Source organism: Streptomyces sp. NPDC031225 (genome assembly GCF_055570355.1).
Window position 1 is genome coordinate 1 of sequence record NZ_JBVIHJ010000002.1, and the last position, 24,646, is coordinate 24,646.

Annotated in this window: 26 protein-coding genes; 16 read left to right on the forward strand and 10 right to left on the reverse strand. The window is 71.3% G+C overall.

Going from position 1 to position 24,646, the window contains the following annotated elements; translation table 11 throughout:
• Nucleotides 1-185: 185 nt before the first annotated feature.
• A complete protein-coding gene (locus ACZ48Z_RS02845) occupies nt 186-1,817 on the forward strand; it encodes a phospho-sugar mutase (protein ID WP_468734005.1) in 1,632 nt (543 codons plus the stop codon).
• 39 nt (nt 1,818-1,856) lie between these two features.
• On the opposite strand, the gene ACZ48Z_RS02850 is transcribed toward ACZ48Z_RS02845, so the two are convergent.
• Entirely contained in the window at nt 1,857-2,000 is a 144-nt protein-coding gene (locus tag ACZ48Z_RS02850; RefSeq protein WP_468734006.1) for a hypothetical protein, read from the reverse strand.
• Between the two features lie 44 nt (nt 2,001-2,044).
• Here ACZ48Z_RS02850 and ACZ48Z_RS02855 point away from each other — a divergent pair, with 44 nt between their 5' ends.
• Complete coding sequence (locus ACZ48Z_RS02855; protein ID WP_468734007.1) at nt 2,045-3,289, forward strand: hypothetical protein; 1,245 nt, start codon at nt 2,045-2,047, stop codon at nt 3,287-3,289.
• Between the two features lie 176 nt (nt 3,290-3,465).
• On the opposite strand, the gene ACZ48Z_RS02860 is transcribed toward ACZ48Z_RS02855, so the two are convergent.
• Nucleotides 3,466-4,125, reverse strand: a complete 660-nt coding sequence (locus tag ACZ48Z_RS02860) for a PH domain-containing protein (RefSeq protein WP_468734008.1) — start codon at nt 4,123-4,125, stop codon at nt 3,466-3,468.
• Nucleotides 4,126-4,270: 145 nt separating this feature from the next.
• On the opposite strand from ACZ48Z_RS02860, the gene deoC reads away from it, so the two are divergent.
• Genes deoC through ACZ48Z_RS02875 form a run of 3 tightly spaced genes read left to right on the forward strand, consistent with a single transcriptional unit; the run spans nt 4,271 to nt 7,583 of the window.
• Complete coding sequence (deoC, locus tag ACZ48Z_RS02865; protein ID WP_468734450.1) at nt 4,271-5,230, forward strand: deoxyribose-phosphate aldolase; 960 nt, start codon at nt 4,271-4,273, stop codon at nt 5,228-5,230.
• Between the two features lie 21 nt (nt 5,231-5,251).
• Nucleotides 5,252-6,691: an aldehyde dehydrogenase family protein gene (locus ACZ48Z_RS02870; protein WP_468734451.1), complete on the forward strand. Its 1,440-nt coding sequence runs from the start codon at nt 5,252-5,254 to the stop codon at nt 6,689-6,691.
• Nucleotides 6,681-7,583 carry an aldehyde dehydrogenase family protein gene (locus ACZ48Z_RS02875; RefSeq protein WP_468734009.1) on the forward strand — a complete coding sequence of 301 codons (903 nt, stop codon included), beginning with the start codon at nt 6,681-6,683 and terminating at the stop codon, nt 7,581-7,583. The genes ACZ48Z_RS02870 and ACZ48Z_RS02875 overlap by 11 nt, the downstream gene beginning before the upstream one ends.
• Nucleotides 7,584-7,687: 104 nt before the next feature.
• Here ACZ48Z_RS02875 and ACZ48Z_RS02880 read toward each other — a convergent pair whose 3' ends face one another.
• Both ACZ48Z_RS02880 and ACZ48Z_RS02885 read right to left on the reverse strand, forming a co-directional pair.
• The gene (locus tag ACZ48Z_RS02880; RefSeq protein WP_468734010.1) at nt 7,688-8,089 is read right to left on the reverse strand and encodes a hypothetical protein; all 402 of its coding nucleotides are present in this window, start codon (nt 8,087-8,089) and stop codon (nt 7,688-7,690) included.
• Between the two features lie 98 nt (nt 8,090-8,187).
• Nucleotides 8,188-9,417, reverse strand: a complete 1,230-nt coding sequence (locus ACZ48Z_RS02885) for an RNA-guided endonuclease InsQ/TnpB family protein (protein ID WP_468734011.1) — start codon at nt 9,415-9,417, stop codon at nt 8,188-8,190.
• 283 nt (nt 9,418-9,700) lie between these two features.
• Here ACZ48Z_RS02885 and ACZ48Z_RS02890 point away from each other — a divergent pair, with 283 nt between their 5' ends.
• The gene (locus ACZ48Z_RS02890; RefSeq protein ID WP_468734452.1) at nt 9,701-10,303 is read left to right on the forward strand and encodes a uridine kinase; all 603 of its coding nucleotides are present in this window, start codon (nt 9,701-9,703) and stop codon (nt 10,301-10,303) included.
• Between the two features lie 60 nt (nt 10,304-10,363).
• A complete protein-coding gene (locus ACZ48Z_RS02895) occupies nt 10,364-10,702 on the forward strand; it encodes a DUF6281 family protein (protein ID WP_468734012.1) in 339 nt (112 codons plus the stop codon).
• A gap of 178 nt (nt 10,703-10,880) precedes the next feature.
• On the opposite strand, the gene ACZ48Z_RS02900 is transcribed toward ACZ48Z_RS02895, so the two are convergent.
• Nucleotides 10,881-11,624 (reverse strand): SigE family RNA polymerase sigma factor, encoded by a 744-nt coding sequence (locus tag ACZ48Z_RS02900; RefSeq protein WP_468734013.1) that lies wholly within the window; start codon nt 11,622-11,624, stop codon nt 10,881-10,883.
• A 253-nt stretch (nt 11,625-11,877) separates the two neighbouring features.
• Here ACZ48Z_RS02900 and afsQ1 point away from each other — a divergent pair, with 253 nt between their 5' ends.
• The 5 genes from afsQ1 to ACZ48Z_RS02925 all read left to right on the forward strand — a co-directional run bounded on the left by afsQ1 (nt 11,878) and on the right by ACZ48Z_RS02925 (nt 15,666).
• Complete coding sequence (gene afsQ1, locus ACZ48Z_RS02905) at nt 11,878-12,555, forward strand: two-component system response regulator AfsQ1 (protein WP_046261189.1); 678 nt, start codon at nt 11,878-11,880, stop codon at nt 12,553-12,555.
• The gene (locus ACZ48Z_RS02910; protein ID WP_468734014.1) at nt 12,552-14,132 is read left to right on the forward strand and encodes an ATP-binding protein; all 1,581 of its coding nucleotides are present in this window, start codon (nt 12,552-12,554) and stop codon (nt 14,130-14,132) included. The genes afsQ1 and ACZ48Z_RS02910 overlap by 4 nt, the downstream gene beginning before the upstream one ends.
• Nucleotides 14,129-14,728 (forward strand): hypothetical protein, encoded by a 600-nt coding sequence (locus ACZ48Z_RS02915; RefSeq protein ID WP_468734015.1) that lies wholly within the window; start codon nt 14,129-14,131, stop codon nt 14,726-14,728. Before ACZ48Z_RS02910 ends, ACZ48Z_RS02915 begins: the two co-directional genes overlap by 4 nt.
• A 93-nt stretch (nt 14,729-14,821) precedes the next feature.
• Nucleotides 14,822-15,373, forward strand: a complete 552-nt coding sequence (locus ACZ48Z_RS02920; RefSeq protein WP_468734016.1) for a VanZ family protein — start codon at nt 14,822-14,824, stop codon at nt 15,371-15,373.
• Between the two features lie 92 nt (nt 15,374-15,465).
• Complete coding sequence (locus ACZ48Z_RS02925) at nt 15,466-15,666, forward strand: PspC domain-containing protein (protein ID WP_037718826.1); 201 nt, start codon at nt 15,466-15,468, stop codon at nt 15,664-15,666.
• Between the two features lie 81 nt (nt 15,667-15,747).
• Here the strand turns inward: ACZ48Z_RS02925 and ACZ48Z_RS02930 are convergent, their stop codons facing one another.
• On the reverse strand, nt 15,748-16,107 hold the full coding sequence (locus ACZ48Z_RS02930) for an ATP-binding protein (protein ID WP_468734017.1): 360 nt from the start codon (nt 16,105-16,107) through the stop codon (nt 15,748-15,750).
• Between the two features lie 137 nt (nt 16,108-16,244).
• Complete coding sequence (locus ACZ48Z_RS02935; protein WP_468734018.1) at nt 16,245-17,408, reverse strand: adenosine deaminase; 1,164 nt, start codon at nt 17,406-17,408, stop codon at nt 16,245-16,247.
• Nucleotides 17,409-17,521: 113 nt separating this feature from the next.
• On the opposite strand from ACZ48Z_RS02935, the gene ACZ48Z_RS02940 reads away from it, so the two are divergent.
• The gene (locus ACZ48Z_RS02940; protein WP_468734019.1) at nt 17,522-18,277 is read left to right on the forward strand and encodes an alpha/beta hydrolase; all 756 of its coding nucleotides are present in this window, start codon (nt 17,522-17,524) and stop codon (nt 18,275-18,277) included.
• A gap of 9 nt (nt 18,278-18,286) precedes the next feature.
• Here the strand turns inward: ACZ48Z_RS02940 and ACZ48Z_RS02945 are convergent, their stop codons facing one another.
• Nucleotides 18,287-19,237 carry a LysR family transcriptional regulator gene (locus tag ACZ48Z_RS02945; protein ID WP_468734020.1) on the reverse strand — a complete coding sequence of 317 codons (951 nt, stop codon included), beginning with the start codon at nt 19,235-19,237 and terminating at the stop codon, nt 18,287-18,289.
• Nucleotides 19,238-19,301: 64 nt separating this feature from the next.
• On the opposite strand from ACZ48Z_RS02945, the gene ACZ48Z_RS02950 reads away from it, so the two are divergent.
• Together ACZ48Z_RS02950 and ACZ48Z_RS02955 are read left to right on the forward strand one after the other, a co-directional pair.
• A complete protein-coding gene (locus ACZ48Z_RS02950) occupies nt 19,302-20,579 on the forward strand; it encodes an MFS transporter (RefSeq protein ID WP_468734021.1) in 1,278 nt (425 codons plus the stop codon).
• Between the two features lie 350 nt (nt 20,580-20,929).
• Entirely contained in the window at nt 20,930-21,943 is a 1,014-nt protein-coding gene (locus ACZ48Z_RS02955) for a sigma-70 family RNA polymerase sigma factor (RefSeq protein ID WP_468734022.1), read from the forward strand.
• Here ACZ48Z_RS02955 and ACZ48Z_RS02960 read toward each other — a convergent pair.
• A complete protein-coding gene (locus tag ACZ48Z_RS02960; RefSeq protein ID WP_468734453.1) occupies nt 21,827-22,213 on the reverse strand; it encodes an STAS domain-containing protein in 387 nt (128 codons plus the stop codon). The genes ACZ48Z_RS02955 and ACZ48Z_RS02960 overlap by 117 nt on opposite strands.
• 130 nt (nt 22,214-22,343) lie before the next feature.
• On the opposite strand from ACZ48Z_RS02960, the gene ACZ48Z_RS02965 reads away from it, so the two are divergent.
• The gene (locus ACZ48Z_RS02965; protein WP_468734023.1) at nt 22,344-23,267 is read left to right on the forward strand and encodes an AEC family transporter; all 924 of its coding nucleotides are present in this window, start codon (nt 22,344-22,346) and stop codon (nt 23,265-23,267) included.
• Between the two features lie 69 nt (nt 23,268-23,336).
• Here the strand turns inward: ACZ48Z_RS02965 and ACZ48Z_RS02970 are convergent, their stop codons facing one another.
• On the reverse strand, nt 23,337-24,614 hold the full coding sequence (locus ACZ48Z_RS02970; protein WP_468734454.1) for a thymidine phosphorylase: 1,278 nt from the start codon (nt 24,612-24,614) through the stop codon (nt 23,337-23,339).
• Nucleotides 24,615-24,646: the final 32 nt, after the last annotated feature.

The window sequence follows — 24,646 nt, forward strand, 5'->3', positions numbered from 1 at the left end:
GGCCGAGCCGCCGGACCGAGGACGGACACCCCCCACCCCGCACCCGACCCACCCACCGAACCCGAAGCGATTAGGGGCGCGGGGAACTGCGCAAAAAACGCCCGCCCCCACCGAACCCGCACACGCCAAGCCCGCCGCAGGCACACGCACCCACCCACGACCCACACCGAGAGGCTGACGCAACCGTGCACGACGATCTCATCGCCCGGGCCAGGACCTGGCTCGCCGAGGACCCCGACCCGGACACCCGCGACGAGCTCGCCAAGCTCCTCGACGCCGGTGACGTCACCGAGCTCACCGCACGCTTCAGCGGCACCCTCCAGTTCGGCACCGCCGGCCTGCGCGGCGAACTCGGCGCAGGGCCGATGCGCATGAACCGCACAGTCGTCATCCGAGCCGCCGCAGGCCTCGCCGCGTACCTGAAGAAGCACGGCAGCACAGACGGCCTGGTCGTCATCGGCTACGACGCCCGCCACAAGTCCGAAGACTTCGCGAAAGACACCGCCGCCGTGATGACCGGCGCGGGACTCAGGGCAGCCGTCCTCCCCCGCCCCCTCCCCACTCCCGTTCTGGCGTTCGCCATAAGGCACCTGGGCGCGGTCGCCGGCGTGGAGGTCACCGCCAGCCACAACCCGCCCCGCGACAACGGCTACAAGGTGTACCTCGGCGACGGCTCCCAGATCGTCCCGCCCGCCGACGCGGAGATCGCCGCGGAGATCGACGCGATCGCGAGCCTGCACGACGTCCCCCGCCCGGACACCGGCTGGCAGACCCTCGGCGACGAGGTCCTCGCCGCCTACCTGGCCCGCACGGACGCCGTACTGGCGAAGAACTCCCCCCGCACGGCCCGCACCGTCTACACAGCGATGCACGGCGTCGGCAAGGACACCCTCCTCGCCGCGTTCGCCCGAGCAGGCTTCCCCACCCCGGAACTGGTCGCCGAACAGGCCGACCCCGACCCCGACTTCCCGACCGTCGCCTTCCCCAACCCGGAAGAGCCCGGTGCGATGGACCTGGCCTTCGCGAAGGCCGCCGAGACGAACCCCGACCTGATCATCGCGAACGACCCGGACGCGGACCGCTGCGCAGTGGCCGTACACCACGACAACACCTGGCGCATGCTCCGAGGCGACGAGGTGGGCACCCTGCTCGCCGCCCACCTCGTGCGGCGCGGAGTCCAGGGCACCTTCGCCGAGTCGATCGTCTCGTCCTCCCTCCTCGGCCGGATCGCCGAGAAGGCGAACCTCCCCTACGAGGAGACCCTCACCGGCTTCAAGTGGATCGCCCGCGTGGAGGGCCTGCGCTACGGCTACGAGGAGGCCCTCGGCTACTGCGTGGACCCGGAGGGCGTGCGCGACAAGGACGGCATCACCGCGGCCCTCCTCATCACGGAGCTGGCCTCCGAGCTCAAGGAGCAGAACCGCACGCTCCTCGACCTCCTCGACGACATCGCCGTGGAGCACGGCCTGCACGCCACCGACCAGCTCTCGGTCCGGGTCGAGGACCTGTCGGTCATCGCCCGCGCGATGGAGCGGCTGCGCGAGCACCCCCCGACCGCGCTGGCCGGACTCGCCGTCACCAAGGCGGAGGACCTCACGCAGGGCACGGACAAGCTCCCGCCCACCGACGGCCTGCGCTACACCCTCACCGGCGCCCGGGTCATCGTCCGCCCGAGCGGCACCGAGCCGAAGCTGAAGTGCTACCTGGAAGTGGTGATCCCGGTAGCCGGCCACGCGGACCTCCCGGCAGCCCGCACCACCGCGTCCGATCTGCTGACCGCCGTCAAGCGGGACCTGTCGGCGGCGGCCGGCATCTGAGCCGAGGGGCGGCCCCCGTCCGGGCCGCCCCTCACCCGTTCAGCCGGTCGCCTTCCGCGCCACGGTGAACCGGTCCGCCTCCGCCCCGGTCGCCGCCGGCGCCCGCACGGTCAGCGTGGACGTACGACCGGCCTGCGCGGGCCGCACGTCGACGCGGATGAACGAGTACCCGGTGTACCGCACCCGCGTTGGTACGGGTCCGTAGCACCCCATCGGGTGATTTAGAGATGGCTGTTGACCCCGGCTCCACGGCCTGCCCCGGCACCCGGGCAACGGTGGACAGGAAGCCGCCCCCGAGCCAGCCCTGGAGCCCCGTCACCGTGTCCTCGACCGCCCTCCGGCCGACTCCGCACCAAGCCGCCACCGCCCCCGACGCACCCCGCCGCCGCGTCCCACCCCTCGCGTGGGCCCTGCTCGCCTACGTCGGCGTACGCGCCCTGGGCCTGGTGGTGCTCGCCCTGTGGGCGCACCGCGGGCACCACGGCGTCTGGCCGATCCTGGCGGCCCAGTGGGACGCCAAGTACTACCTGGGCATCGCCGACCACGGCTACGCCCATGAGCTCGGCGGCATGGACGGCGGCAACAACCTCGTCTTCTTCCCGCTGTACCCGGTCCTGGTCAAGGCCGTCGCCGCCGTCACCCCCGGCAGCCGCGCCACCACCGGGCTGTGTCTCGCCGTCGCCGCCTCGCTGGCCGCCGCCTGGGGTGTCTTCGCGGTCGGCGACCGGCTGCACGGGTCGCGCACCGGCATCCTGCTGACCGTCCTGTGGGCCGCGCTCCCGGTCGGACTCGTGCAGTGGATGGGCTACACCGAGTCCCTGTTCACGGCGTTCGCGGCATGGGCGTTGTACGCGCTGCTCGCCGACCGCCCGCTCACCGCGGCCTGCCTCGCGGTCCTGGCCGGCCTGACCCGTCCGACGGGCATCGCGGTGGCCGCCGCGGTGGCGGTGACGTGCCTGCTCACCCCGCGCCGGCCACGCGCGCTCGTGGCCGCCGTCCTGGCCCCGCTCGGCTGGTGCGCGTACGTCGGCTGGGTGGGGCTGCGCCTGGGCCGCTGGGACGGTTACTTCGCCGTGCAGCGGACGTGGCGCAACGAGCTGGACGGCGGGGTGGAGACGCTTCGGCAGTTCCGGAGCCTGCTCGTGTACGACTCGGCGCCGGAGCTGTTCCTGGTGCTGGTGACGGTCACCCTGATGGCGTCGGTGGCCCTCTTCGCCCTGTCGGTCCGGGACCGGCAGCCCCTCGCGTTGCTGGTGTTCACGGCCGTCACGCTGCTGATCGTGCTGGGCAGCGGCGGCGTCTACTTCCCCCGGGCCCGCTATCTCCTCCCGGCCTTCCCGCTCCTGCTGCCCCTCGCCGTACGCCTGCTGCGGCTCCCCCGCCGCCACCGCACCCTCGTCCTGACGGCGGCGGTGCTGGGTTCGGCGTACTGGGGCGGCCACATGGCCCTGGTGTGGACGGGCCCACCGTGAGAAAGACAACGTGGTGTGGACGGGCCCGCCGTGAGAAGACAGCGGGCGCGGGTGCAAATCATGCCGGCCATCAGCCACCAGCCACCGGGCCTCGGGCAGCCCCCATCCCCAGGGGTGGGCGGCCGACGGCTGACCGGTCCCGCGGCCGCCCGGCAACAGCGCCACCCCCTATGGCGTCACCCGACGGCCACCAGGATCGCCAGGAGCAGTGCTCCGGCCACCGCGGGCACCGCGATCTCGTAGGCCCAGCGCACGGTCACCTGCCCCTGGGAGGTCTCGGCCTTGCCCCGCGCCTCCAGCATCGCGCGCAGGTCGTCCATGATCTGGTCGGTCTCGGCCCGCGTGGGGCCCGCCGGGACCGGGGTCCGGCCGCCGAGGGCGTCGGCCTCAATGCCCCCGCCGAACAGTCCGAGGCCCCTGCTCGGGCCGCGTCCCGAGGACTGCCGGGCCGTCTGCCGGGCCGCCTTCTTGCGGCCGCGCAGGGAGACCGGGATGGACCACAGCTGGTACTTGGTGCCTGACTTGGCGAGGACTTCGTTGGAGAACCCGGAGCGGAACATCTCGACCTCGCCCCAGGGCACGACGATCACGCGGAAGGGGTTGCGGATGCGCAGCCGGTCGTGGTTCGCGAAGACGGCCGGGCGCAGGGTGAAGGCGACCACCAGCGGTACGACGAGGATCAGGGTGGCGAGGGCCAGCCAGGGGGTGCGGCCGTCACCGGAGAGGACCGCGTCGACGCCGAGCCAGCCGATGATGACGAGAAGGAGGAAGCCGCCGATCAGCGCCAAGGGTGAGCGGTAGATGCGGTCCCTGGATTCCGGGGGTGCGGTCGTCATGTTCGCGATACTAGGCGCGTTCGCGACGGTGTTCGCGTGCGGGTGCCCCCGCGCTGCCGGCCGGGTGAGGTCCACTGTGCCCCGTTGAATCCACTTCTCCGGGCTATACAGCCGCTACGCGCGTAGATATGCTCGGCTGGTGACCATGCCCACCACTGCATCAGCCGCTCACCCGCTCACGGACGTGACCGCGTCCGACAGCACGCTGCGCCGGTTCCTTCACGGGCTGCCCGGCGTGGACGCGGTCGGCCTGGAGGCGCGAGCCGCCTCACTCGGTACCCGTTCCATCAAGACGACCGCGAAGGCGTACGCCATCGACCTCGCCATCTCGATGGTCGACCTGACGACGCTGGAAGGCGCGGACACCCCGGGCAAGGTCCGGGCGCTCGGCGCCAAGGCGGTCCGCCCCGACCCCACCGACCGTACGGCCCCGGCGACCGCGGCCGTCTGCGTCTATCCCGACATGGTGGCCGTCGCCAAGGAGGCCGTCGCCGGTTCCGCCGTCAAGGTCGCCTCCGTGGCCACCGCCTTCCCGGCCGGCCGTGCCGCCCTCGACGTGAAGCTCGCCGACGTGCGCGACGCCGTGGCCGCCGGCGCCGACGAGGTCGACATGGTCATCGACCGCGGGGCGTTCCTCGCGGGCCGGTACCTGAAGGTGTACGACGAGATCATCGCCGTCCGCGAGGTCTGCGGGACGGCCGCCCGGCTCAAGGTCATCTTCGAGACCGGCGAGCTGTCGACGTACGACAACATCCGCCGCGCGAGCTGGCTCGGCATGCTGGCGGGCGCGGACTTCATCAAGACGTCCACCGGCAAGGTCGCGGTCAACGCCACTCCCGCGAACACCCTCCTCATGCTGGAGGCGGTGCGCGACTACCGCGTCCAGACCGGCGTGCAGGTGGGCGTGAAGCCGGCCGGCGGCATCCGTACGACCAAGGACGCGATCAAGTTTCTCGTACTGGTCAACGAGACCGTCGGCGAGGACTGGCTGGACAACCACTGGTTCCGCTTCGGCGCCTCCTCGCTCCTGAACGACCTGCTGATGCAGCGTCAGAAGCTGGCCACCGGCCGCTACTCCGGCCCTGACTACGTGACGGTGGACTGAGATCCCATGACCATGCAAAAGCTGACATCCGCATTCGAGTACGCCCCGGCGCCCGAGTCCCGCTCGGTCGTCGACATCGCCCCCTCCTACGGCCTGTTCATCGACGGCGAGTTCGTGGAGGCGGCCGACGGCAGGGTCTTCAAGACCGTCTCGCCGTCCACCGAGGAGGTCCTCTCCGAGGTCGCGCAGGCCGGTTCCGAGGACGTCGACCGCGCGGTGGCCGCCGCCCGCAGGGCCTTCGAGAAGTGGTCGGCGCTGCCGGGCTCCGAGCGCGCCAAGTACCTGTTCCGCATCGCCCGGATCATCCAGGAACGCAGCCGCGAACTGGCCGTCCTGGAGACCCTGGACAACGGCAAGCCCATCAAGGAGACCCGCGACGCCGACCTCCCCCTGGTCGCCGCGCACTTCTTCTACTACGCGGGCTGGGCCGACAAGCTGGAGCACGCGGGCTACGGACCGAACCCGAAGCCCCTCGGCGTCGCCGGCCAGGTCATCCCCTGGAACTTCCCGCTCCTGATGCTGGCGTGGAAGATCGCCCCGGCCCTCGCCACCGGCAACACGGTGGTGCTGAAGCCCGCGGAGACGACTCCCCTGTCCGCGCTCTTCTTCGCGGACATCTGCCGCCAGGCGGGTCTGCCCAAGGGCGTCGTCAACATCCTTCCGGGCTACGGCGACACGGGCGCCGCGCTCGTCGCGCACCCGGACGTCAACAAGGTGGCCTTCACCGGCTCCACCGGCGTCGGCAAGGAGATCGCGCGGACCGTCGCGGGGTCCCGCAAGAAGCTCACCCTGGAACTGGGCGGCAAGGGCGCCAACATCGTCTTCGACGACGCCCCGATCGACCAGGCGGTGGAGGGGATCGTCACCGGCATCTTCTTCAACCAGGGCCAGGTCTGCTGCGCGGGCTCCCGGCTCCTCGTCCAGGAGTCGATCCAGGACGAGCTGCTGGACTCCCTCAAGCGCCGCCTGTCCACGCTGCGCCTCGGCGACCCGCTCGACAAGAACACCGACATCGGCGCGATCAACTCCGCCGAGCAGCTCGCGCGGATCACCTCGCTCGTCGAGAAGGGCACGGCCGAGGGCGCCGAGCCCTGGTCGCCGGAGTGCGAACTCCCGTCCTCCGGCTACTGGTTCGCCCCGACGCTGTTCACCAACGTCACCCAGGCGCACACCATCGCGCGGGACGAGATCTTCGGCCCGGTCCTGTCCGTGCTGACCTTCCGCACCCCGGACGAGGCCGTCGCCAAGGCCAACAACACCCAGTACGGCCTCTCGGCGGGCATCTGGACCGAGAAGGGGTCGAGGATCCTCGCCGTGGCGAACAAGCTGCGCGCGGGCGTCGTCTGGTCCAACACGTTCAACAAGTTCGACCCGACCTCGCCGTTCGGCGGGTACAAGGAGTCGGGCTTCGGCCGCGAGGGCGGCCGCCACGGCCTGGAGGCGTACCTCGATGTCCGATAAGTCCGAGCAGCAGCGTCTGTCTGTCTTCAAGACCTACAAGCTGTACGTCGGCGGGAAGTTCCCGCGTTCCGAGAGCGGCCGGGTGTACGAGGTGACCGACGCAAAGGGCAAGTGGCTGGCGAACGCACCGCAGTCGAGCCGCAAGGACGCCCGTGACGCGGTCGTGGCCGCGCGCAAGGCGTTCGGCGGCTGGGCGGGCGCGACGGCGTACAACCGCGGCCAGGTCCTGTACCGCGTCGCGGAGATGCTGGAGGGCCGCAGGGCGCAGTTCGTCCACGAGGTGGCCGACGCCGAAGGCCTGTCGAAGGCCAGGGCGGCCGAGCAGGTCGAGGCGACGATCGACCGCTGGGTCTGGTACGCGGGCTGGACCGACAAGATCGCCCAGGTCGTCGGCGGCGGCAACCCGGTCGCGGGCCCGTACTTCAACCTGTCCTCCCCGGAGCCGACCGGCGTGGTGGCCGTCCTGGCCCCGCAGCAGTCGTCGTTCCTCGGCCTGGTCTCGGTGCTGGCCCCGGTGATCGCCACGGGCAACACGGCGATCGTGGTGGCCTCGGAGAGGTCCCCCCTCCCCGCCCTCTCCCTGGGCGAGGTCCTGGCCACCTCGGACGTCCCCGGAGGCGTCGTCAACGTCCTGTCGGGCCGCACGGCGGAGATCGCGGCGCCCCTCGCCTCCCACCAGGACGTCAACGCGATCGACCTGGCGGGCGCGGACGAGATCCTGGCCAAGGAACTGGAGATCGCGGCGGCGGACAACCTGAAGCGCGTCCTGCGTCCACAGCCTGTGGACAACTGGACGGCGACTCCGGGCATCGACCGCCTGACGGCCTTCCTGGAGACGAAGACGGTCTGGCACCCGACGGGCTCGCTGGGCGCGTCGGGCTCGGCGTACTGAGCGGACCGAAGGCCACTCACCAGGGGCACGGGGAACTGCGCGACCAGCCACGGCGATCCCGCGGTCGGCGCGGTCCGCAGTCCCCCCACCGTCCTCCGCTCGCGTCACCCGTTGCCGAGAAGCCCCGCGACCTGCCCCACCACCGGCATCGAACCGATCGACTGCGCCTGGGCCACCGGCCCGGTCAGCGCCTGCGTGGCCAGCGGCTGGAAGTCGGCGAGCTGTGTGCCGGCCCCGTTGTCCAGCGGGTCCACTCCCGTCCCCGCCAGCGGGTTCGGCTTGAGCCCGGCGACCGGGCCGGTCACATAGCCGACCGTGCCCGTGAGGGACTGCAGGCCGGCCTGGGGGTCGACGTTGCCCAGCGAGGTCGGCCGGGTGCGCACCACGTCGAGGACCGGTTCCGCGTCCGCGGCGGAGGCCACCGCCGCGCCGGCGCCGAGCGCCACTCCCGCGGTCGCGAGAACGGCCAGTGCACGCCGGGCGGTCGGAGTCTCAAGTCGGGCCATCGTTTCTGCCACCTCTTCTATGCAATGAGTGATCAGGTCAACACGAAGGGTAGTTGAGGTTTGGGTCCTCCCCCTCGTGAACGAGGGGGATTCCTGGCTCAGGCCGCTTGACGGAACAGCGTCCCGCCAGGTCTTGTGCCATCAGCACCAGCCGGGTTGAGACCAGCCCGGGCCAGCATCACACGGGCGGAGTTCTTGTCTCTGGGCGAGACGGCTCCGCACGCGGTGCAGGCGTAGGTTCGTTCCGACAGTGGTAGTGCGTGCTTGGTTCTCGCTCCGCACTGCGCGCAGTCCATCGTGGTGTGCGCGGGATGAACCAGGTGCACGATCCTGCCGTGCTTACGAGCCATCTCCAACAAGGCCTTCTTGGTGGCACCGATGGCGGCATCGGCCGCCTTCCTCGCCATGGTCGACTTCGCCAGGAACTTCGGCCTGAAGTCCTCCAGGGCGATGGCATCGTGGTCGCGCACGACCCTCTTGGCCCACTTGCGGCCGGTGTCCTGGCGCTGCCGGGACACCTTCTTGTGCCCCTTGGCCCGCAGCTTCTTCGCCTCGCGGTAGCCCTTCGAGGCCGCCTGCCCCTTGGCAGGTCTGCGGCGGGCCATCATGCGGTCGTACCGGCTCAGCCTCGCCTGGGCCTTCTTTCCGTGCTGGGCGTGGGGGAGGTCGTGGGTGTCGCTGGTGGTGGTCGCGGTCTCCCTCACACCCCAGTCGATGCCGATCACCTGGCCGGTTGCGGGCAGCGGCTGGACTTCGGCGGGCACGACGAAGGAGGCGTACCAGTGCCCGAGGCTGTCGCGGTACACGCGCACCGAGGACGGTTGAGCGGGAAGATCCCGCGACCACACGACCGTCAAAGCGATGTTCCCGGCGAGGTGCAGACGGCCGCCCTTGAGCCGGAAGCCACGCTTGGTGTAGTTCAGGCTCGGGTCGGCCTCACGCTTCTTCTTGTACTTCGGCATCCCGGCCCGGCGATGCTGTGGCAGACGTTCGCGGATGTCCTTGTGCGCCTTCGCGCGGGACCTGCCGAAGTCGCGGATGATCTGCTGCTGGGAAACCGACGACCCCTCACGCAGCCACGGCGTCTTCGCGCGGGTTTCGGTCAGCATCGTGTCGAGCCGGGCCGGACCGCACATCACCTGGTCCACGCCTTCGGGACGGTTCATGTTCCACAGGTGGATCTGCCTGGACTTGGCGACGCACTCGTTCCAGACCCACCGGCACCGGTCCCATTCCGCCAGCAGCGCACCCTCGGCACTCGACGACACACGCAGCCGGAACGTCCACCGGGCATGCCCAGCATCCCCACCCTCCTTCACCCCCGACACCACATCCCCCTCCCACGCCCCGCCCGATCACCCCAGCGTCCACGAAAGGACCGTACGTGCGACACACGCACGCCCGTGCCCCCACCACGGCAAAGCCACCCCCACCAGCGAACACGGGCGCACCCGTTCGCATCTCCGCTCCGTCGACGGTTGTGCGGGCGCTCCGCGTCGCCGTCACAGGATGCGATTCCTCCCCGGCATGAACGCCGGGGCACCCTCGCAAGAAGTAAATGCCTCATACTGGTGACCCGTGAGTCCCCAACCACCCATACCGACCCGAGTCGTGCTGCTCTGCGGCCCCTCCGGCTCCGGCAAGTCCCTCCTCTCGGCCCGGTCCGGTCTTCCGGTCCTCAGGCTCGACGACTTCTACAAGGAGGGCGACGACCCGACGCTGCCGCAGGTGGCGGGGAGCTCCGACATCGACTGGGACCACCCAGGATCGTGGGACGCGGACACCGCGGTGACGGCGATCGTGGAGCTGTGCCGCACGGGCCGTACGAAGATCCCGGTCTACGACATCTCGCTCAGCGCCCGCACCGGCGAGGAGACGGTCGACATGGGCCGGATCCCGCTGTTCATCGCGGAGGGCATCTTCGCCGCCGAGATCGTCACCCGCTGCCAGGAACTGGGTGTGCTGGCCGACGCGCTGTGCCTGAGCCGGGGTCCGGTGCGCACCTTCCGCCGCCGCTTCCTGCGGGACCTGCGCGAGGGCCGCAAGTCGGTGCCGTTCCTGCTGCGCCGCGGCTGGCGGCTGATGCGTCTGGAGCGCTCGATCATCGCCCGCCAGACCGCGCTCGGCGCCCACCGCTGCGACAAGGACGAGGCATTGGGCCGCCTCGCCGCCGCGGGGGCGGGCCGCCGGCCGGCGGCGACTCCGGCCGCCTGAACGACTTCGGCGCCTTCTCCGTCGTAGGACCGGAAGACGGTCCACACGGAAAGGAAGCCGATGACGACTGCACGGCTGGTCGTGACAGTGGCGATGCTGATGGCGGCCGTGGGCTGCACATCGGACGGCGAGGAGGTCGGTGAGGCCGCGCCCTCCTGCGCGGGGGTGGTGACCTTCGCGGACCGGAGCTATCTGCCCACCGATGAGGCCGGCTTCACCGTGGGCGAGAAACTGGGCACCGCCACGATCGAAGGGTGCGACGACACTCCGGGCGATCGCGACGTCGCCGTCCCGCAGGCCACGACCGGCGCGTACGCGGTCGACGGGGTGGATCCCGCCGAGGCCGTCGCCGTGGGCGACTCACCCGGTGAGGCGGTCCTCATGGGCATCCTCCGCTGAGCACACAGCAGAAAGCGGGACCGGACGGACCCCCCGGCCCTCCGGTCCCGCTTCCTGATGCCTCCCCCGTGGTGGCGCTCCCCCACGCCACCGTTCCCCGTTGTCCCCCGCCCGGGTACCGGCCCCCCAGCCAGTACCCGGGTCCCCCGTTCCCCCCGGTTCCTTGTTCCCCCCACCCTCAGGCGACGAGCTCCCCGAAGGCGTTCTCCTCGTCACGGCCGAAGCTGAGGACCTCGTCCTCGCGCAGCCGGCGGAGCGACCGCCAGATGCTGGACTTCACCGTGCCGACACTGATGTCGAGGATCTCCGCGATCTCCGGGTCGGTGCGGCCCTCGTAGTAACGAAGGACCAGCATCGTGCGCTGGAGTTCGGGGAGCCGGGCGAGCGCCTGCCACAGGACGGCGCGCAGTTCGGTGCCGCGCATCGCGTCCGTGTCGCCGGGCGTCTCCGGCAGTTCCTCGGTCGGGTATTCGTTCAGCTTGCGGCGGCGCCACGCGCTGATGTGCAGATTGGTCATGGTGCGGCGGAGGTAGCCCCCGACCGCGGCCTTGTCGCTGATCCGCTCCCACGCCCGGTACGTCGAGAACAGCGCGCTCTGCAGCAGGTCCTCGGCCTCGAAGCGGTCACCGGTCAGGTGGTAGGCGGTGGCGTACAGGGAGGCGCGGCGCTCCTGGACGTAGGCGGTGAACTCCGCCTCCGACAGCGAATGCCGTTCCCCCGTGCCCTCCCTGTACGACGATCCCCCGTGCGATTCCCCCGTGCTGGTGTCAACCACCGACATGTACCCGGTGTGCTGACGCCCGGTACCGCGAGCGCACCCCCGCCCGCTTGCGGCACCGGACTTCTCGGAACCCCGGCCCCCGTTCACGTCGTGGAGACGCGTGATCACTGCGCTAGTGCTGGTGCTGTGCAGCGTGTTCATCTCGCGCCCCCCGTCGTGGACTTCCGGTGTTCGGCTTGCTCAGGTGCCGGTCCGCCGCTGGTGTTCCGCGGTGCTTCCTTGCCTGTGCCGAGAACTCTGCCGCCGCCACTTCATCGCTGTGTCCGCCGACTGTCACAGACCTGTCACAGGGGCCGGTCCCAGGAATTGCACAGGAGGGTCATTGATGAATGCCTTAGGGACTGCCGTGGCCCACAGGTCGAACAGCACCCCCTCCATGGGCCAGAATGAGCCCGTGCCTTCCCTGTTGCTGATCGAGGACGACGACGCCATCCGTACGGCCCTGGAGCTGTCCCTTACGCGCCAGGGCCACCGGGTTGCCACTGCTGCCACCGGTGAGGACGGTCTGAAACTGCTCCGTGAGCAGCGGCCCGACCTGATCGTGCTGGACGTGATGCTGCCCGGCATCGACGGGTTCGAGGTGTGCCGGCGCATCCGGCGCACGGACCAGTTGCCGATCATTCTGCTGACCGCGCGAAGCGACGACATCGACATCGTCGTCGGACTGGAGTCCGGCGCCGACGACTATGTCGTCAAGCCCATCCAGGGGCGGGTGCTGGACGCCCGCATCCGGGCCGTGCTGCGCCGCGGGGAACGCGAGTCGACCGACGCGGCGAGCTTCGGCTCCCTGGTCATCGACCGCGCGGCGATGACCGTCACGAAGAACGGCGAGGACCTTCAACTCACCCCCACCGAGCTGAGGCTGCTCCTGGAGCTGAGCCGCAGGCCCGGCCAGGCCCTGTCGCGGCAGCAGTTGCTGCGGCTGGTGTGGGAGCACGACTACCTCGGTGACTCGCGCCTGGTGGACGCCTGTGTGCAGCGGCTGCGCGCCAAGGTCGAGGACGTGCCGTCGTCCCCGACGCTGATCCGTACCGTGCGGGGCGTGGGCTACCGGCTGGACACGCCTCAGTGACCGAAGCGCAAGGGGGGTTCCGCGACTGGTTCGCGGCTCGCAAGGGTGTGTGGTCAGGGCTGCGTTTCACCAGTCTGCGGCTGCGGCTCGTGGTCGTGTTCGGCCTCGTGGCGCTGACCGCCGCCGTGTCCGCGTCCGGGATCGCGTACTGGCTCAACCGCGAGGCGGTCCTCACCCGCGCCCAGGACGCGGTGCTGCGGGACTTCCAGCAGGAGATGCAGAACCGCGCGAGCGCACTGCCCGAGACCCCCACGCAGGACGAACTCCAGCAGGCGGCCGGGCAGATGGCGGGCAGCAGCCAGCGCTTCAGCGTGCTCCTTGTCGCCGACGACGCCGACGGCCGGGCGGTGTACGGCAATTCGGGCGCCCTGGACGGCTTCACGCTCCAGGACGTGCCCGTGTCGCTGCGCGAGGCCGTGAACGAGAAGCAGGCCGTCGACTCCGCCAACAAGTACGCCTACCACCTGTACTGGCAGCGGGTCGTCAATCACGACACGCCTTACCTGGTCGCCGGTACGAGGGTGATCGGGGGCGGGCCGACCGGTTACATACTCAAGTCCCTGGAGCCGGAGGCCAAGGACCTCAACTCCCTTGCCTGGTCGCTGGGTATCGCCACCGGGCTCGCCCTGATCGGCTCCGCGCTGCTCGCGCAGGCCGCCGCGACGACCGTACTGAAGCCGGTGCACCGGCTAGGGGTCGCGGCGCGCCGGCTCGGCGAGGGCAGGCTGGACACCCGGCTGCGGGTGTCCGGCACGGACGAACTCGCCGATCTGTCACGGACCTTCAACCACGCGGCCGAGGCCCTGGAGAAACGGGTCGACGACATGGCCGCGCGCGACGACGCGTCGCGGAGGTTCGTCGCGGACATGAGCCACGAACTGCGTACGCCGCTCACCGCGATCACCGCCGTGACGGAGATCCTGGAGGAGGAGCTGGAGGCGGGGACCGGGTCGGTGGACCCGATGATCGAGCCCGCCGTGCGCCTGGTGGTCAGCGAGACGCGCCGCCTCAACGACCTCGTCGAGAACCTCATGGAGGTCACCCGCTTCGACGCGGGCACGGCCCGCCTCGTGCTGGACGACGTGGACCTGGCCGACCAGATCACCGCGTGCATCGACGCGCGGGCGTGGCTGGACGCGGTGGACCTGGACGCCGAGCGCGGCATCCACGCCCGTCTCGACCCGCGCCGCCTCGACGTCATCCTGGCCAACCTGATCGGCAACGCTTTGAAGCACGGCGGCTCCCCGGTGCGGGTCTCGGTGCGTACCGCGGCCGACGAGGTCGTCATCGGGGTGCGTGACCACGGTCCCGGCATCCCCGAGGACGTCCTCCCGCACGTCTTCGACCGGTTCTACAAGGCCAGCGCCTCCCGCCCCCGTTCCGAGGGCAGCGGGCTCGGCCTCTCGATCGCCCTGGAGAACGCCCACATCCACGGCGGCGGGATCACCGCGGCCAACTCCCCCGAGGGAGGTGCCGTGTTCACACTGCGCATCCCCCGGGACGCCTCGGATCTGGCCGAGGAACTCCTCGCGGCCAAGAAGGACCACGACGGCTCGAAGAAGGGGGGTGTCCGATGAACGTACGACGGCTGACGGCGCTCCCCGTGCTCGCCCTTCTGCTCGCCGGGTGCGGGATCCGTTCCACGGAGGTGCCCACCGACTTCGGGCCCGCGCCCTCCCGGGTGCGGTGTTCCCTGTCCGAGCCCGATGTCGCGGCGCAGGCCTCGCAGGGGCTGGCCGTGCAGGTGTTCCTGCTGTGCGGGGCGTCCCTGGTGGCCGTGGACCGGACCCTGCGGGTGCCGGACGGCACGGCGGACTCCGAACGGCGGGTGCTGGTCGCCCAGGGGCTCCTGGACCAGCTCGCCGAGGCCCCCTCGACCGCGGAGCGCCAGGCCGGCTACCAGACGTATGTGCGCGGCGCGACGACCGTGAGCGGGCCGCGCCCCAAGGACCCCGAGGACACACTGCGGCTGAGCACCCCGCCCGCCGAGCTGTCCGCCTACGCCCTCGCCCAGGTCGTGTGCACGTTCTCCGACTCGGCCGCCGCCGAGGGTGACGGTTCCGTGGTCCTCGGCGGCCCCGCCACGGGGCTGCGCCGCTATGAGTGCACCGACGAGGTCCGCTCCCGGCCGGGCAGCACACAGCCCCCGTCGACCGAGGTGAAGGGTGGCTGACGCGGGCCTGACGGCCACGTGTGGCGCAGACCTCACCCAGGTACCTCGGGGTGTTCCGGAACCGATCGTGCCGAGCGTGGCGTCTTGGGGGGCGTGCAGCGTAAAGGCTTCGTAGGCGGCAGTGCCGCCCTTCGCGTCCGTGTGGCAGGAGGTGTCCTCCTGGTCGCACATCTCGCGTTCGTCGCCTGGTTCACGCTGCGGCCCCTGGACGTGCCCTGGGTCGTCCCCGCCAACCTGCACCCGCTCGCCGGTATCCGCGCCGACCTCGCCCTCGGCGGGCAGGAGGCGGTCCGCCGTCTCGGTGCGGGCCTCGCGCTGCTCGCGCCGCTCGGCTTCCTGATCCCGATGGCGCACGGCCGGCTCCGGGTCTCCCCGCTCGGCTCCCTGATCCGCACGTCCGCCGCGGGCGCCCTGATCTCGCTGGGCATCGCGCTGCTGCAGACCGGGGTCCCCGGCCAGGTCGTCGACATCGACTCGCTGCTCCTGAACACCGCCGGTGTGGCCCTCGCGCATGTCGTGGTGGTGCCGGCGGCACGGCTCTGGCTCCGCCGCGGGACGGAGCGGCGTCGGCGCGGTGCCGTCCGCCAGGAGGAGCCGGCTCAGGGTCTGACCCCGACGATTCCCAGGGTCGGGGTCGCACCGTAGAGCGACGCTTCGATCTCTTCTCCTCCGTAGCGTTGGAATCAGTCGGAAAGGGTCACCCGGACCCGATGACCGACGCTCACGAAGGAGCCGCGATGTCCCGCCTTGCCCGCCCCACCAACGGCCGCATGATCGGCGGAGTGTGTGCCGCGCTGGCACGGCGCTTCGGCACCTCGGCGACCACGATGCGGGTGATCTTCCTGGTGTCCTGTCTGCTGCCGGGTCCGCAGTTCCTGCTCTACATCGCGCTGTGGATCCTGTTCCCGTCGGAGGAGAAGGCGCAGGCCGCCTGGTAACCGCACACACGCACGTACGCCGGTGGGCGCATCCCGAGATCTCGGGATGCGCCCACCGGCGCGTGCGAGGAGCGGTACGACTCAGCCGAGCGGCAGTCCGTTCACGCCGGTGCCGGCGCCGCCGGGCAGGAGCTTGCCGACCGGCAGGCCGCCGAGGAGACCGGCGACGGGCGCGGTCGGACCGTCGGCGAGCACCTTCTGGGCGGCGGGCTGCGCGGCGGCGAGACCCGCACCGAGGGCCGGCTGGGCCTGCGCCAGCGCCTCACCGGCACCCGGCAGCGCCTTGGTGACGTTCTCGGTGGGGAGCCCCTGGCTGACGGAGCCGAGCGCCTGGGTGGCGTCCGGGACGGCCGGAGCGGCGTTCGCGGCACCCGCGCCGACGGCGGCGAAGGCGGCACCGAGGGCGGCGACACCGAGGGTCTTGGCAGCAGACTGCTTCATGAAATGCGTCCTCGAAATGGGGTTTACGGGGATGAGCGGTCCACGACCGTAAACACGTGAACCGGTCCGCCGCAAACATCGAAATGCGGACGGATTGTGAACACCCGCCCGCATTTCGTGCCGCCGAGCTCCCCCGGTCAGCCGCCCTCGACCACAGAACCGCTGGTGGAAGCGGTCTGCTGGAACAGCCATTCGGACTTCAGCTCGGAATATCCGGGCTTGATGACGTCATTGATCATCGCGAGTCGTTCATCGAAAGGAATGAACGCTGATTTCATCGCATTGACGGAGAACCACTGCATGTCATCGAGCGAATAACCGAACGCGTCGACAAGGTGCTCGAATTCCCGGCTCATGCTGGTCCCGGACATCAGCCGGTTGTCGGTGTTCACCGTCGCCCGGAAGTGCAGCCGCCGGAGCAGTCCGATCGGGTGCTCGGCGTACGAGGACGCGGCCCCGGTCTGGAGGTTGGAGCTGGGGCACAGCTCCAGCGGGATCCGCTTGTCCCGGACGTACGAGGCGAGGCGGCCGAGCTTGACGGTGCCGTCCTCGTGGACCTGGATGTCGTCGATGATGCGCACACCGTGCCCGAGCCGGTCGGCGCCGCACCACTGGAGGGCCTGCCAGATGGACGGCAGGCCGAAGGCCTCGCCGGCGTGGATGGTGAAGTGGTTGTTCTCGCGCTTGAGGTACTCGAAGGCGTCGAGGTGCCGGGTGGGCGGGTACCCGGCCTCGGCCCCGGCGATGTCGAAGCCCACGACCCCCAAGTCCCTGTACCGGTTGGCGAGTTCGGCGATCTCCAGGGCGCGGGCCGCGTGCCGCATGGCGGTGAGGAGGGCGCCGACGCGGATACGGTGGCCGTTCGCCCTGGCCCGTCGCTCGCCGTCCCGGAAGCCCTCGTTGACGGCCTCGACGACCTCTTCGAGGGTCAGGCCCTTTTCGAGATGCTGTTCGGGGGCGTACCGCACCTCCGCGTAGACGACGCCGTCCGCGGCGAGGTCCTCGGCGCACTCGGCGGCGACCCGGGCGAGGGCCTCGCGGGTCTGCATGACCCCGACGGTGTGCGAGAAGGTCTCCAGGTACCGCTCCAGCGAACCGGAGTCGGCGGCCTCGCGGAACCAGACGCCCAGCCGGTCCGCGTCGGTCTCGGGGAGCCCGGAGTACCCGGCCTCGCGGGCGAGGTCGACGACCGTGCCGGGGCGCAGCCCGCCGTCGAGGTGATCGTGCAGCAGAACCTTGGGTGCTCGGCGGATCTGGTCCGAGCTCGGGGCGTTCCCCGTCCGGTCAGTCTGGCTCGTCATTTCCGCACTCTAATGCCTACGCGCGTAGATCGCCCGCTGTACGAATCCGCCGATACGTAACGGTGACCGCCCCGCCCCGTGTCGTACACCCGGGCTTCTGACACTGTTCTGTCATGGCACAGCAAGCGACGCCGGTTCACAGCGCCCGACTGGGCAGGACACTCGGCCCGGAGCCGGCGGCGGTGAGCGGGGTGGTGCTGCTCCTCCCGGGCGGCGGCGAAACCTCTCTGCGCAGGCCCTCCTCGATACGACTCCCCTCCGCCACAAGGACGTTGGGGCGACGGCTGACCCGGGCAGGGCACAGGGACGGGCTCGCCGCGCACGTCGTGCACTACCGCTACCGGGGCTGGAACGGCAGCGAGGCGCATCTCGCGCACGACGCGACCTGGGCCGCGGACGAGGTCGTACGGCGATACGGCGACGTCCCCGTGGCCCTGGTCGGTGTCGGCATGGGCGGGCGGGCCGCGCTGCGGGCGGCCGGGCACGAGGCCGTCAACTCCGTGGTGGCGATCGCCCCTTGGCTGCCCGAGGAGGACATGGCGGCCGCCCCCGAACCGGTGAAGCAGCTCGTGGGGCGGAAGGTACTGCTCGTGCACGGCACGAACGACCGGCGCACCGACCCCGAGTTGTCGTTCCGGCTGGCGTCCCGGGCGAAGAAGGCGAACCGGGAGGTGTGCCGGTTCGAAGTGCACTCCGACGGGCACGCGTTGCACCAGTACCGGGCCGAAGTGCAGGCGCTGGCGGAGGACTTCGTGATGGGGGCGCTGTTCGGGCGGGCATTGTCGCGGCCGGTGCAGGACGCGCTGGCCGCTCCCCCGCCCCTGGGGCTGCGGATGCCGCTCGCTTCCGGGTTCGGGCGCAGACGGTAGGCCGGAGGTTCAGGGCAGCAGGTTGCCCCTTCTCGACAGCAGGAACTTCTTGAAGGCGGCCACCGGGGGTGTGTCCGGGTGGCCGTCCAGCCAGGCGACGCCGATCTCCCGTGCGGCCCTCGGCGCCGTGACCGTCAGTTCCGCGACGCCCGGCCGGGGGAAGGCGGGTGGGGGCAGCAGCGCGACTCCCAGCCCCGCCGCCACCAGGCCCCGCAGGGTCTCCGCCTCCTCGCCCTCGAAGGCGATCCGCGGCTTGAACCCGGCCTCCTGGCAGAGATCGTCGGTGATGCGGCGCAGGCCGTAACCCGGCTCCAGGGTGACGAAGGACTCCTCTGCGGCCTCGGCCAGGCGGACGCGCCTGCGGGCGGCGAGGCGGTGGTCGGCGGGGACCACGAGCCGCAGCTTCTGCTCGTCCAGGCGGCGGGCGACCAGGTCGGGGGCGTCCGGGACCGGCGAGGTCAGGCACAGGTCCAGCTCCCCCGCCCGCAGCCGCTCGATCATCGCCTCGCCGTAGTTCTGGACCAGGCTGAAACGGACGCGGGGGTGATCGGCGCGGAAGGCCCGGATGAGACCGGGGACGGTCTCCGAGCCCATGGTGTGCAGGAAGCCGAAGGCGACCTTGCCGGTGGCCGGGTCGGCGTCCGCGCGGACCTCGTCGGCGGCCCGCCCGACCTCCGCGAGGGCCCGTTCGACGGAGGCGAGGAAGGTGCGCCCCGCTGGCGTGAGGGAGACCGTGCGGCCGATGCGGGCGAACAGGTCGACACCCAGGTCCTGCTCCAGGCGGACCATCGCACGCGACAGCGTCGACTGCGGTACGTCCATCTCCTGCGCGGCGCGGGTGACGTGCTCGGTGCGGGCGACCCCGGCGAAGTACGCGAGCCGCGGGGCCAGTGCCATCACCATGTCTCGTGTGTCACTGGACGGTGACAGGCGCGCCTGTGACCTCTGCTGATGCTCCATGGGAACGATTATGGCGAATCCGTGCATTGGACGGATGAGCGGAGCCGTACATAACTTCGACGGCATGCCTGCCAGTACCGAGGCGTCCACCCGCGTGGGCGCCGACCCCGTTGTCCCTGCCGCCGACTCCGTCACCGACTCCCGTCTGACCCCGGGCGGCCCCGGCTACCGCCGGATGAGCTTCGCCCTCTTCCTCGCCGGTGTCGCGACCTTCGCGCTGCTGTACTCCACCCAGGCCCTCCTCCCGCTGATCTCCGGCGAGTTCGGGGTGGCGGCGAGCGACGCGAGCTGGACGGTGGCGGCGGCGACCGGCGGACTGGCGCTGTTCGTGCTGCCGATGAGCGCCCTCTCCGAGCGCTTCGGACGCCGTACGGTCATGACGGCCTCGCTGGGCGTCGCGGTGGCGGTCGGTGTCCTGGTCCCCTTCGCGCCCTCGCTGCCCGCGCTGGTCGCGCTGCGAGCCGTGCAGGGGGCGGCCCTGGCCGGGCTGCCGGCCTCCGCGACGGCGTATCTCGCCGAGGAGGTCCGCCCGAAGGCCCTGGTCACGGCGATCGGCCTCTTCGTCGCCGGGAACAGCGTCGGCGGGATGAGCGGCCGGGTCATCACAGGCTGGGTCGCCCAGGAGTGGGGCTGGCGGGTGGCCGTGGGAGTCATCGGCGCGATCGCGGTGGCCTGTGCCGTGGCGTTCCGCCTGCTGCTCCCGGCACCGAGGCACTTCGTGGCGGGCTCGCTGAGGCCCGGCGTGCTGCTCGACACGGTCCGCGGACACCTGGCCGACCCGCTGCTGCGCCGCCTCTACGCCATCGGCGCCCTGTTCATGACGGTCTTCGGCGGCGTCTACACGGTGATCGGCTACCGCCTGACCGAGGCGCCCTTCTCGCTCCCCCAGGGCATCATCGGCTCGGTCTTCCTCGTCTACCTGGTGGGCACGGTGTCCGCGTCGACGGCGGGGCGCCTGGTCGGGCGCCTGGGCCGCCGGGGCGCGCTGTACGCGGCGGGCGGCACGACGGCGACGGGGCTGCTCCTGTCGCTGTCCGGCTCCCTGTGGCTGGTCCTGCTGGGCCTGGTCCTGATCACCGGCGGGTTCTTCGCGGGGCACGCGGTGGCGTCCTCGGCCGTCAGCAAGACGGCCACACACGGGCGCGCCCAGGCCTCGGCGCTCTACCAGTCCTCGTACTACATCGGCTCCAGTGCGGGCAGCACGGTCGGTGCGGTCGCGTTCCACGCGGGTGGCTGGGGCGGGACCGTCGGGGTCGGACTGCTGGCGGTGCTCGGCGTGGTGTCGATCACCGTCCTCGGTACGCGTGCGGCGAGGGTCGAACGGCGGCTCGCAACGGCCTGAACCGAGCCTTCTGCTTCCCCTGGCCGGGGTCGGCCGGTCAGGGGATGTTTTTTCGCCCCCGCCGCCCTTTCCCGTCCCGTCCCTGGGGGCTGCGCCCCCAGACCCCCCTGTCGGCCCGAAGGGCCTCGTCCTCAAACGCCGGACGGGCTGAAATCAGCCCCTCCGGCGTTTGAGGAGCGGGGGCCCGGGGGCGGAGCCCCTGGAGGACGGGACGGGTAGGGGCGGCGGGGGCGAGAGCCATCCGACCTGCGCGTTTATCTACTCCGCACGCCATTGTCAGACCCCTGCGGTAGCTTCCAAGTACTGGGCGCAACGGCGCGACAAGGCACGGCCACAGGGGTGGGTGGACGATGGACGGTACGGCGACGACGACTGACCTCGACGTCAGGCTCGAAAAGCACCGCACCGAGCTGACGGGGTACTGCTACCGCATGCTCGGCTCCTCCTTCGAGGCCGAGGACGCCGTGCAGGACACGATGGTGCGGGCCTGGCGGAGCTACGAGAAGTTCGAGGGCCGCTCCAGCCTCCGCTCGTGGCTGTACCGGATCGCGACGAACGTCTGCCTGGACATGCTGACGGCGGGCAACAAGCGCGCCCGCCCGATGGACCTCTCGGAGTCGACGCCCCTCGCCCAGGCCGCCCTCTCCCCCCGCCCTGACCACACCTGGCTGGAGCCGATGCCGGACAACCGCATCCTGCCGACGGTCGAGGACCCGGCGGACGCGGCGGTCGCGAAGGAGACCGTGCGGCTCGCGTTCATGGCCGCCCTTCAGCAACTGCCGCCCAAGCAGCGCGCGGTGCTGATCCTGCGTGAGGTGCTGGCCTGGAAGGCGAGCGAGGTCGCCGAGCTGCTCGACACCTCCGTCGCCTCGGTCAACAGCGCCCTGCAGCGGGCTCGCGCCACCCTCGCCGAGCGGGAGGAGCACGGCGCCGACGCGGCCGTGTCCGACCCGCTGGACGAGGAGCAGCAAAAGCTCCTGGACCGCTATGTGAAGGCGTTCGAGGGGTACGACATGACGGCGCTGACGGCGCTCCTCCACGAGGACGCGATCATGTCGATGCCGCCGTTCGACCTGTGGCTGACGGGCCACGAGGACATCGTGGGCTTCATGACCACCCTGGGCGCGGCCTGCGAGGGCTCGCGTCTGCTGCCGGTGCAGGTCAACGGCCTGCCGGGGTTCGCCCAGTACAAGCCGGACCCGGAGAAGGGCGGCTACACCCCCTGGTCGGTCCAGGTGCTGGAGATCTCAGACGGCCGGCTCACCGGGTTCCACTTCTTCCTCGACACCCAGCGCTGGTTCCCCCTGTTCGACCTGCCCCTCCACCTCGAAGCGGAGGCCGACGAGATCAAGGAGGGCGTGTAGCCCGGGGTCGGGGTCGCGCAGCCTGATCCGGCCCCCGGCGCGCCGGGCCGCGAGCTGGAGCCGGGCGAGCAGGTCGACGGTCCCGAGCCCCGGCGGCCCGAGCCCGGCGACATCGCACACCACGACCCCGGTGCCGGTCGTCCGCAGCAGTGCCCGTACCTCGTCGCTCAGCCCCGCCACCTCGTCCCGGGTGACGGGGCCGGCCAGCATGAGTACGGCGGGTGTCATGGCGTTCACAAGCGGTAGACCGGGCGGGCGGGCGTAACTCATCGGCCGACGCCTCCGGGCGGGCAGGATCACGTTGACCTGGGTGCCGTCTGCCCCCGAGGGTTGCCTGTATGCGCCACCCATCAGCACCTCCCTGGATACGCCACGCCCTCTTCGCCCCCGGGGAGGTTCCGTGCAGGGGGTGCTGACCGGCTTCGCGGTGATCGCGGTCGTCATCGGGGTGGGCTATCTCATCGGTCTGCGCGGCTACCTCGGCGACCAGGGCCGGGAGGTGCTGGCCAAGCTGGCCTTCCATGTGGCGTCCCCGGCCCTGCTGTTCACCACGCTCGCCCGGGCCGACCTGTCGGTGATCTTCTCCAGCCGTCTCCTGGTGACCGCGCTCAGCACGGCAGCGGCGGCAGGGGTCTTCGTCGCGGTGGGTGTCGTTCGCGGCTGGGGAGTCGGCCGTACGACGATCGGCGCGCTGTGCTCGTCCTACGTCAACTCGGGCAATCTCGGCATCCCGATCGCCGTGTACGTCCTGGGCGACGCGTCGCTGGTGGCGCCGGTGCTGCTGTTCCAGCTGGTCGGGGTGACACCGGTCGCGCTGACGGTTCTTGACCTGGCGTCGGGCGAGGGCGAGAAGGGGCCCCTGTGGCGGCGGCTGCTGACTCCGCTGCGCAACCCGATCGCGGTCGGCTCGCTGGCCGGGGTCGCGGTCTCGGCGACGGGAGTTCACATCCCGGCCGCGGTGATGGACCCCGTCACCCTCATCGGCGGCATGTCGGTCCCGGCCGTTCTGCTGGCCTTCGGCATCTCCCTGTGCGGCAGCACGATGCCCGGCCGGGGCCCGGACCGGCAGCTCGTCCTGCTCTCGGTCGCGCTGAAGTCGGTGGGGCAGCCCGCGGCGGCCTGGGCGCTGGCGGCCGGTGTCTTCGGCCTCCACGGAGCCCAGCTCCTCGACGTGGTGGTGACGTCGGCCCTGCCGGCCGCGCAGAACCTGTACACGTACGCGTCGGCCTACGGCGTGGGAGAGCGCCTGGCCCGGGACTCGATCCTGGTGTCGACGGTGTTGTCGGTGCCGGTGCTGGTGGTCGTGGCCACGCTGCTGGGCTGAGACACGGCCCGGGCGGACGAAGGGGCCGGCGCCCGAAGGCCCGGCCCCTCACGTCAGCGCTCGGCCTCGTCAGGCGATGCGCTCCAGCACCACCGGCGACGCCGTGAAGGACGTACCCGTCGCCGCGATGTCGTAGGAGCCCTCGATCGACTTCAGGGCGTACTCGAAGCGTTCCGGGGTGTCGGTGTGCAGGGTCAGCAGGGGCTGGCCCTCGGTGACCGTGTCGCCGGGCTTGGCGTGCATCTCCACGCCCGCGCCCGCCTGCACCGGGTCCTCCTTGCGGGCCCGGCCCGCGCCGAGGCGCCAGGCGGCGACGCCGACGCCGTAGGCGTCGAGGCGGGTCAGGACGCCCGAGGAGGGGGCCTTGACGACGTGCTGCTCGCGGGCCACCGGCAGCGCCGCGTCCGGGTCGCCGCCCTGGGCCGCGATCATCCGCCGCCACACGTCCATCGCCGAGCCGTCGGCCAGGGCCTTCGCCGGGTCGGCGTCGCGGATGCCCGCCGCCGCCAGCATCTCGTGGGCCAGCGCGAGGGTCAGTTCCACGACGTCCGCGGGGCCGCCGCCCGCCAGGACCTCCACCGACTCGCGGATCTCCAGGGCGTTGCCCGCCGTCAGGCCGAGAGGGGTGCTCATGTCCGTCAGGAGCGCGACCGTCTTCACGCCGTGGTCGGTGCCCAGGCCCACCATCGTCGAGGCCAGCTCGCGGGCGTCCTCGATGGTCTTCATGAAGGCGCCGGTGCCGACCTTCACGTCCAGGACCAGGGACCCGGTCCCCTCCGCGATCTTCTTCGACATGATGGAGGAGGCGATCAGGGGGATCGCCTCGACCGTGCCGGTGACGTCACGGAGGGCGTACAGCTTCTTGTCGGCGGGGGCCAGGCCGTCGCCCGCCGCGCAGATCACCGCGCCGGTGGTGTCGAGGACGTGCAGCATCTCCTCGTTGGACAGCAGCGCGCGCCAGCCGGGGATCGACTCCAGCTTGTCCAGGGTGCCGCCGGTGTGGCCGAGGCCCCGGCCCGAGAGCTGGGGCACGGCCGCGCCGCAGGCCGCCACCAGGGGGGCCAGCGGCAGCGTGATCTTGTCGCCGACGCCGCCCGTGGAGTGCTTGTCGGCGGTCGGGCGGGCCAGGGACGAGAAGTCCATGCGCTCGCCGGAGGCGATCATCGCGGCCGTCCAGCGGGCGATCTCACGGCGGTTCATGCCGTTGAGCAGGATCGCCATCGCGAGCGCGGACATCTGCTCGTCGGCGACCTCCCCGCGGGTGTACGCGTCGATGACCCAGTCGATCTGCTCGTCGCTGAGTTCACCGCGGTCCCGCTTGGTACGGATCACGGAGATGACATCCATCGACAACAGCGCCATGGCTTTCCTTCCAGAAC

Bases quoted from the DNA above. Each gene is read 5' to 3' on its own strand.
- ACZ48Z_RS02855 (WP_468734007.1), top strand. From the start codon at position 2,045: ATGGCTGTTGACCCCGGCTCCACGGCCTGCCCCGGCACCCGGGCAACG.
- ACZ48Z_RS02860 (WP_468734008.1), bottom strand. From the start codon at position 4,125: ATGACGACCGCACCCCCGGAATCCAGGGACCGCATCTACCGCTCACCC.
- deoC (WP_468734450.1), top strand. From the start codon at position 4,271: ATGCCCACCACTGCATCAGCCGCTCACCCGCTCACGGACGTGACCGCG.
- ACZ48Z_RS02875 (WP_468734009.1), top strand. From the start codon at position 6,681: ATGTCCGATAAGTCCGAGCAGCAGCGTCTGTCTGTCTTCAAGACCTAC.
- ACZ48Z_RS02880 (WP_468734010.1), bottom strand. From the start codon at position 8,089: ATGGCCCGACTTGAGACTCCGACCGCCCGGCGTGCACTGGCCGTTCTC.
- ACZ48Z_RS02895 (WP_468734012.1), top strand. From the start codon at position 10,364: ATGACGACTGCACGGCTGGTCGTGACAGTGGCGATGCTGATGGCGGCC.
- ACZ48Z_RS02900 (WP_468734013.1), bottom strand. From the start codon at position 11,624: ATGAACACGCTGCACAGCACCAGCACTAGCGCAGTGATCACGCGTCTC.
- ACZ48Z_RS02915 (WP_468734015.1), top strand. From the start codon at position 14,129: ATGAACGTACGACGGCTGACGGCGCTCCCCGTGCTCGCCCTTCTGCTC.
- ACZ48Z_RS02925 (WP_037718826.1), top strand. From the start codon at position 15,466: ATGTCCCGCCTTGCCCGCCCCACCAACGGCCGCATGATCGGCGGAGTG.
- ACZ48Z_RS02930 (WP_468734017.1), bottom strand. From the start codon at position 16,107: ATGAAGCAGTCTGCTGCCAAGACCCTCGGTGTCGCCGCCCTCGGTGCC.
- ACZ48Z_RS02935 (WP_468734018.1), bottom strand. From the start codon at position 17,408: ATGACGAGCCAGACTGACCGGACGGGGAACGCCCCGAGCTCGGACCAG.
- ACZ48Z_RS02940 (WP_468734019.1), top strand. From the start codon at position 17,522: ATGGCACAGCAAGCGACGCCGGTTCACAGCGCCCGACTGGGCAGGACA.
- ACZ48Z_RS02945 (WP_468734020.1), bottom strand. From the start codon at position 19,237: ATGGAGCATCAGCAGAGGTCACAGGCGCGCCTGTCACCGTCCAGTGAC.
- ACZ48Z_RS02950 (WP_468734021.1), top strand. From the start codon at position 19,302: ATGCCTGCCAGTACCGAGGCGTCCACCCGCGTGGGCGCCGACCCCGTT.
- ACZ48Z_RS02955 (WP_468734022.1), top strand. From the start codon at position 20,930: ATGGACGGTACGGCGACGACGACTGACCTCGACGTCAGGCTCGAAAAG.
- ACZ48Z_RS02960 (WP_468734453.1), bottom strand. From the start codon at position 22,213: ATGAGTTACGCCCGCCCGCCCGGTCTACCGCTTGTGAACGCCATGACA.
- ACZ48Z_RS02970 (WP_468734454.1), bottom strand. From the start codon at position 24,614: ATGGATGTCATCTCCGTGATCCGTACCAAGCGGGACCGCGGTGAACTC.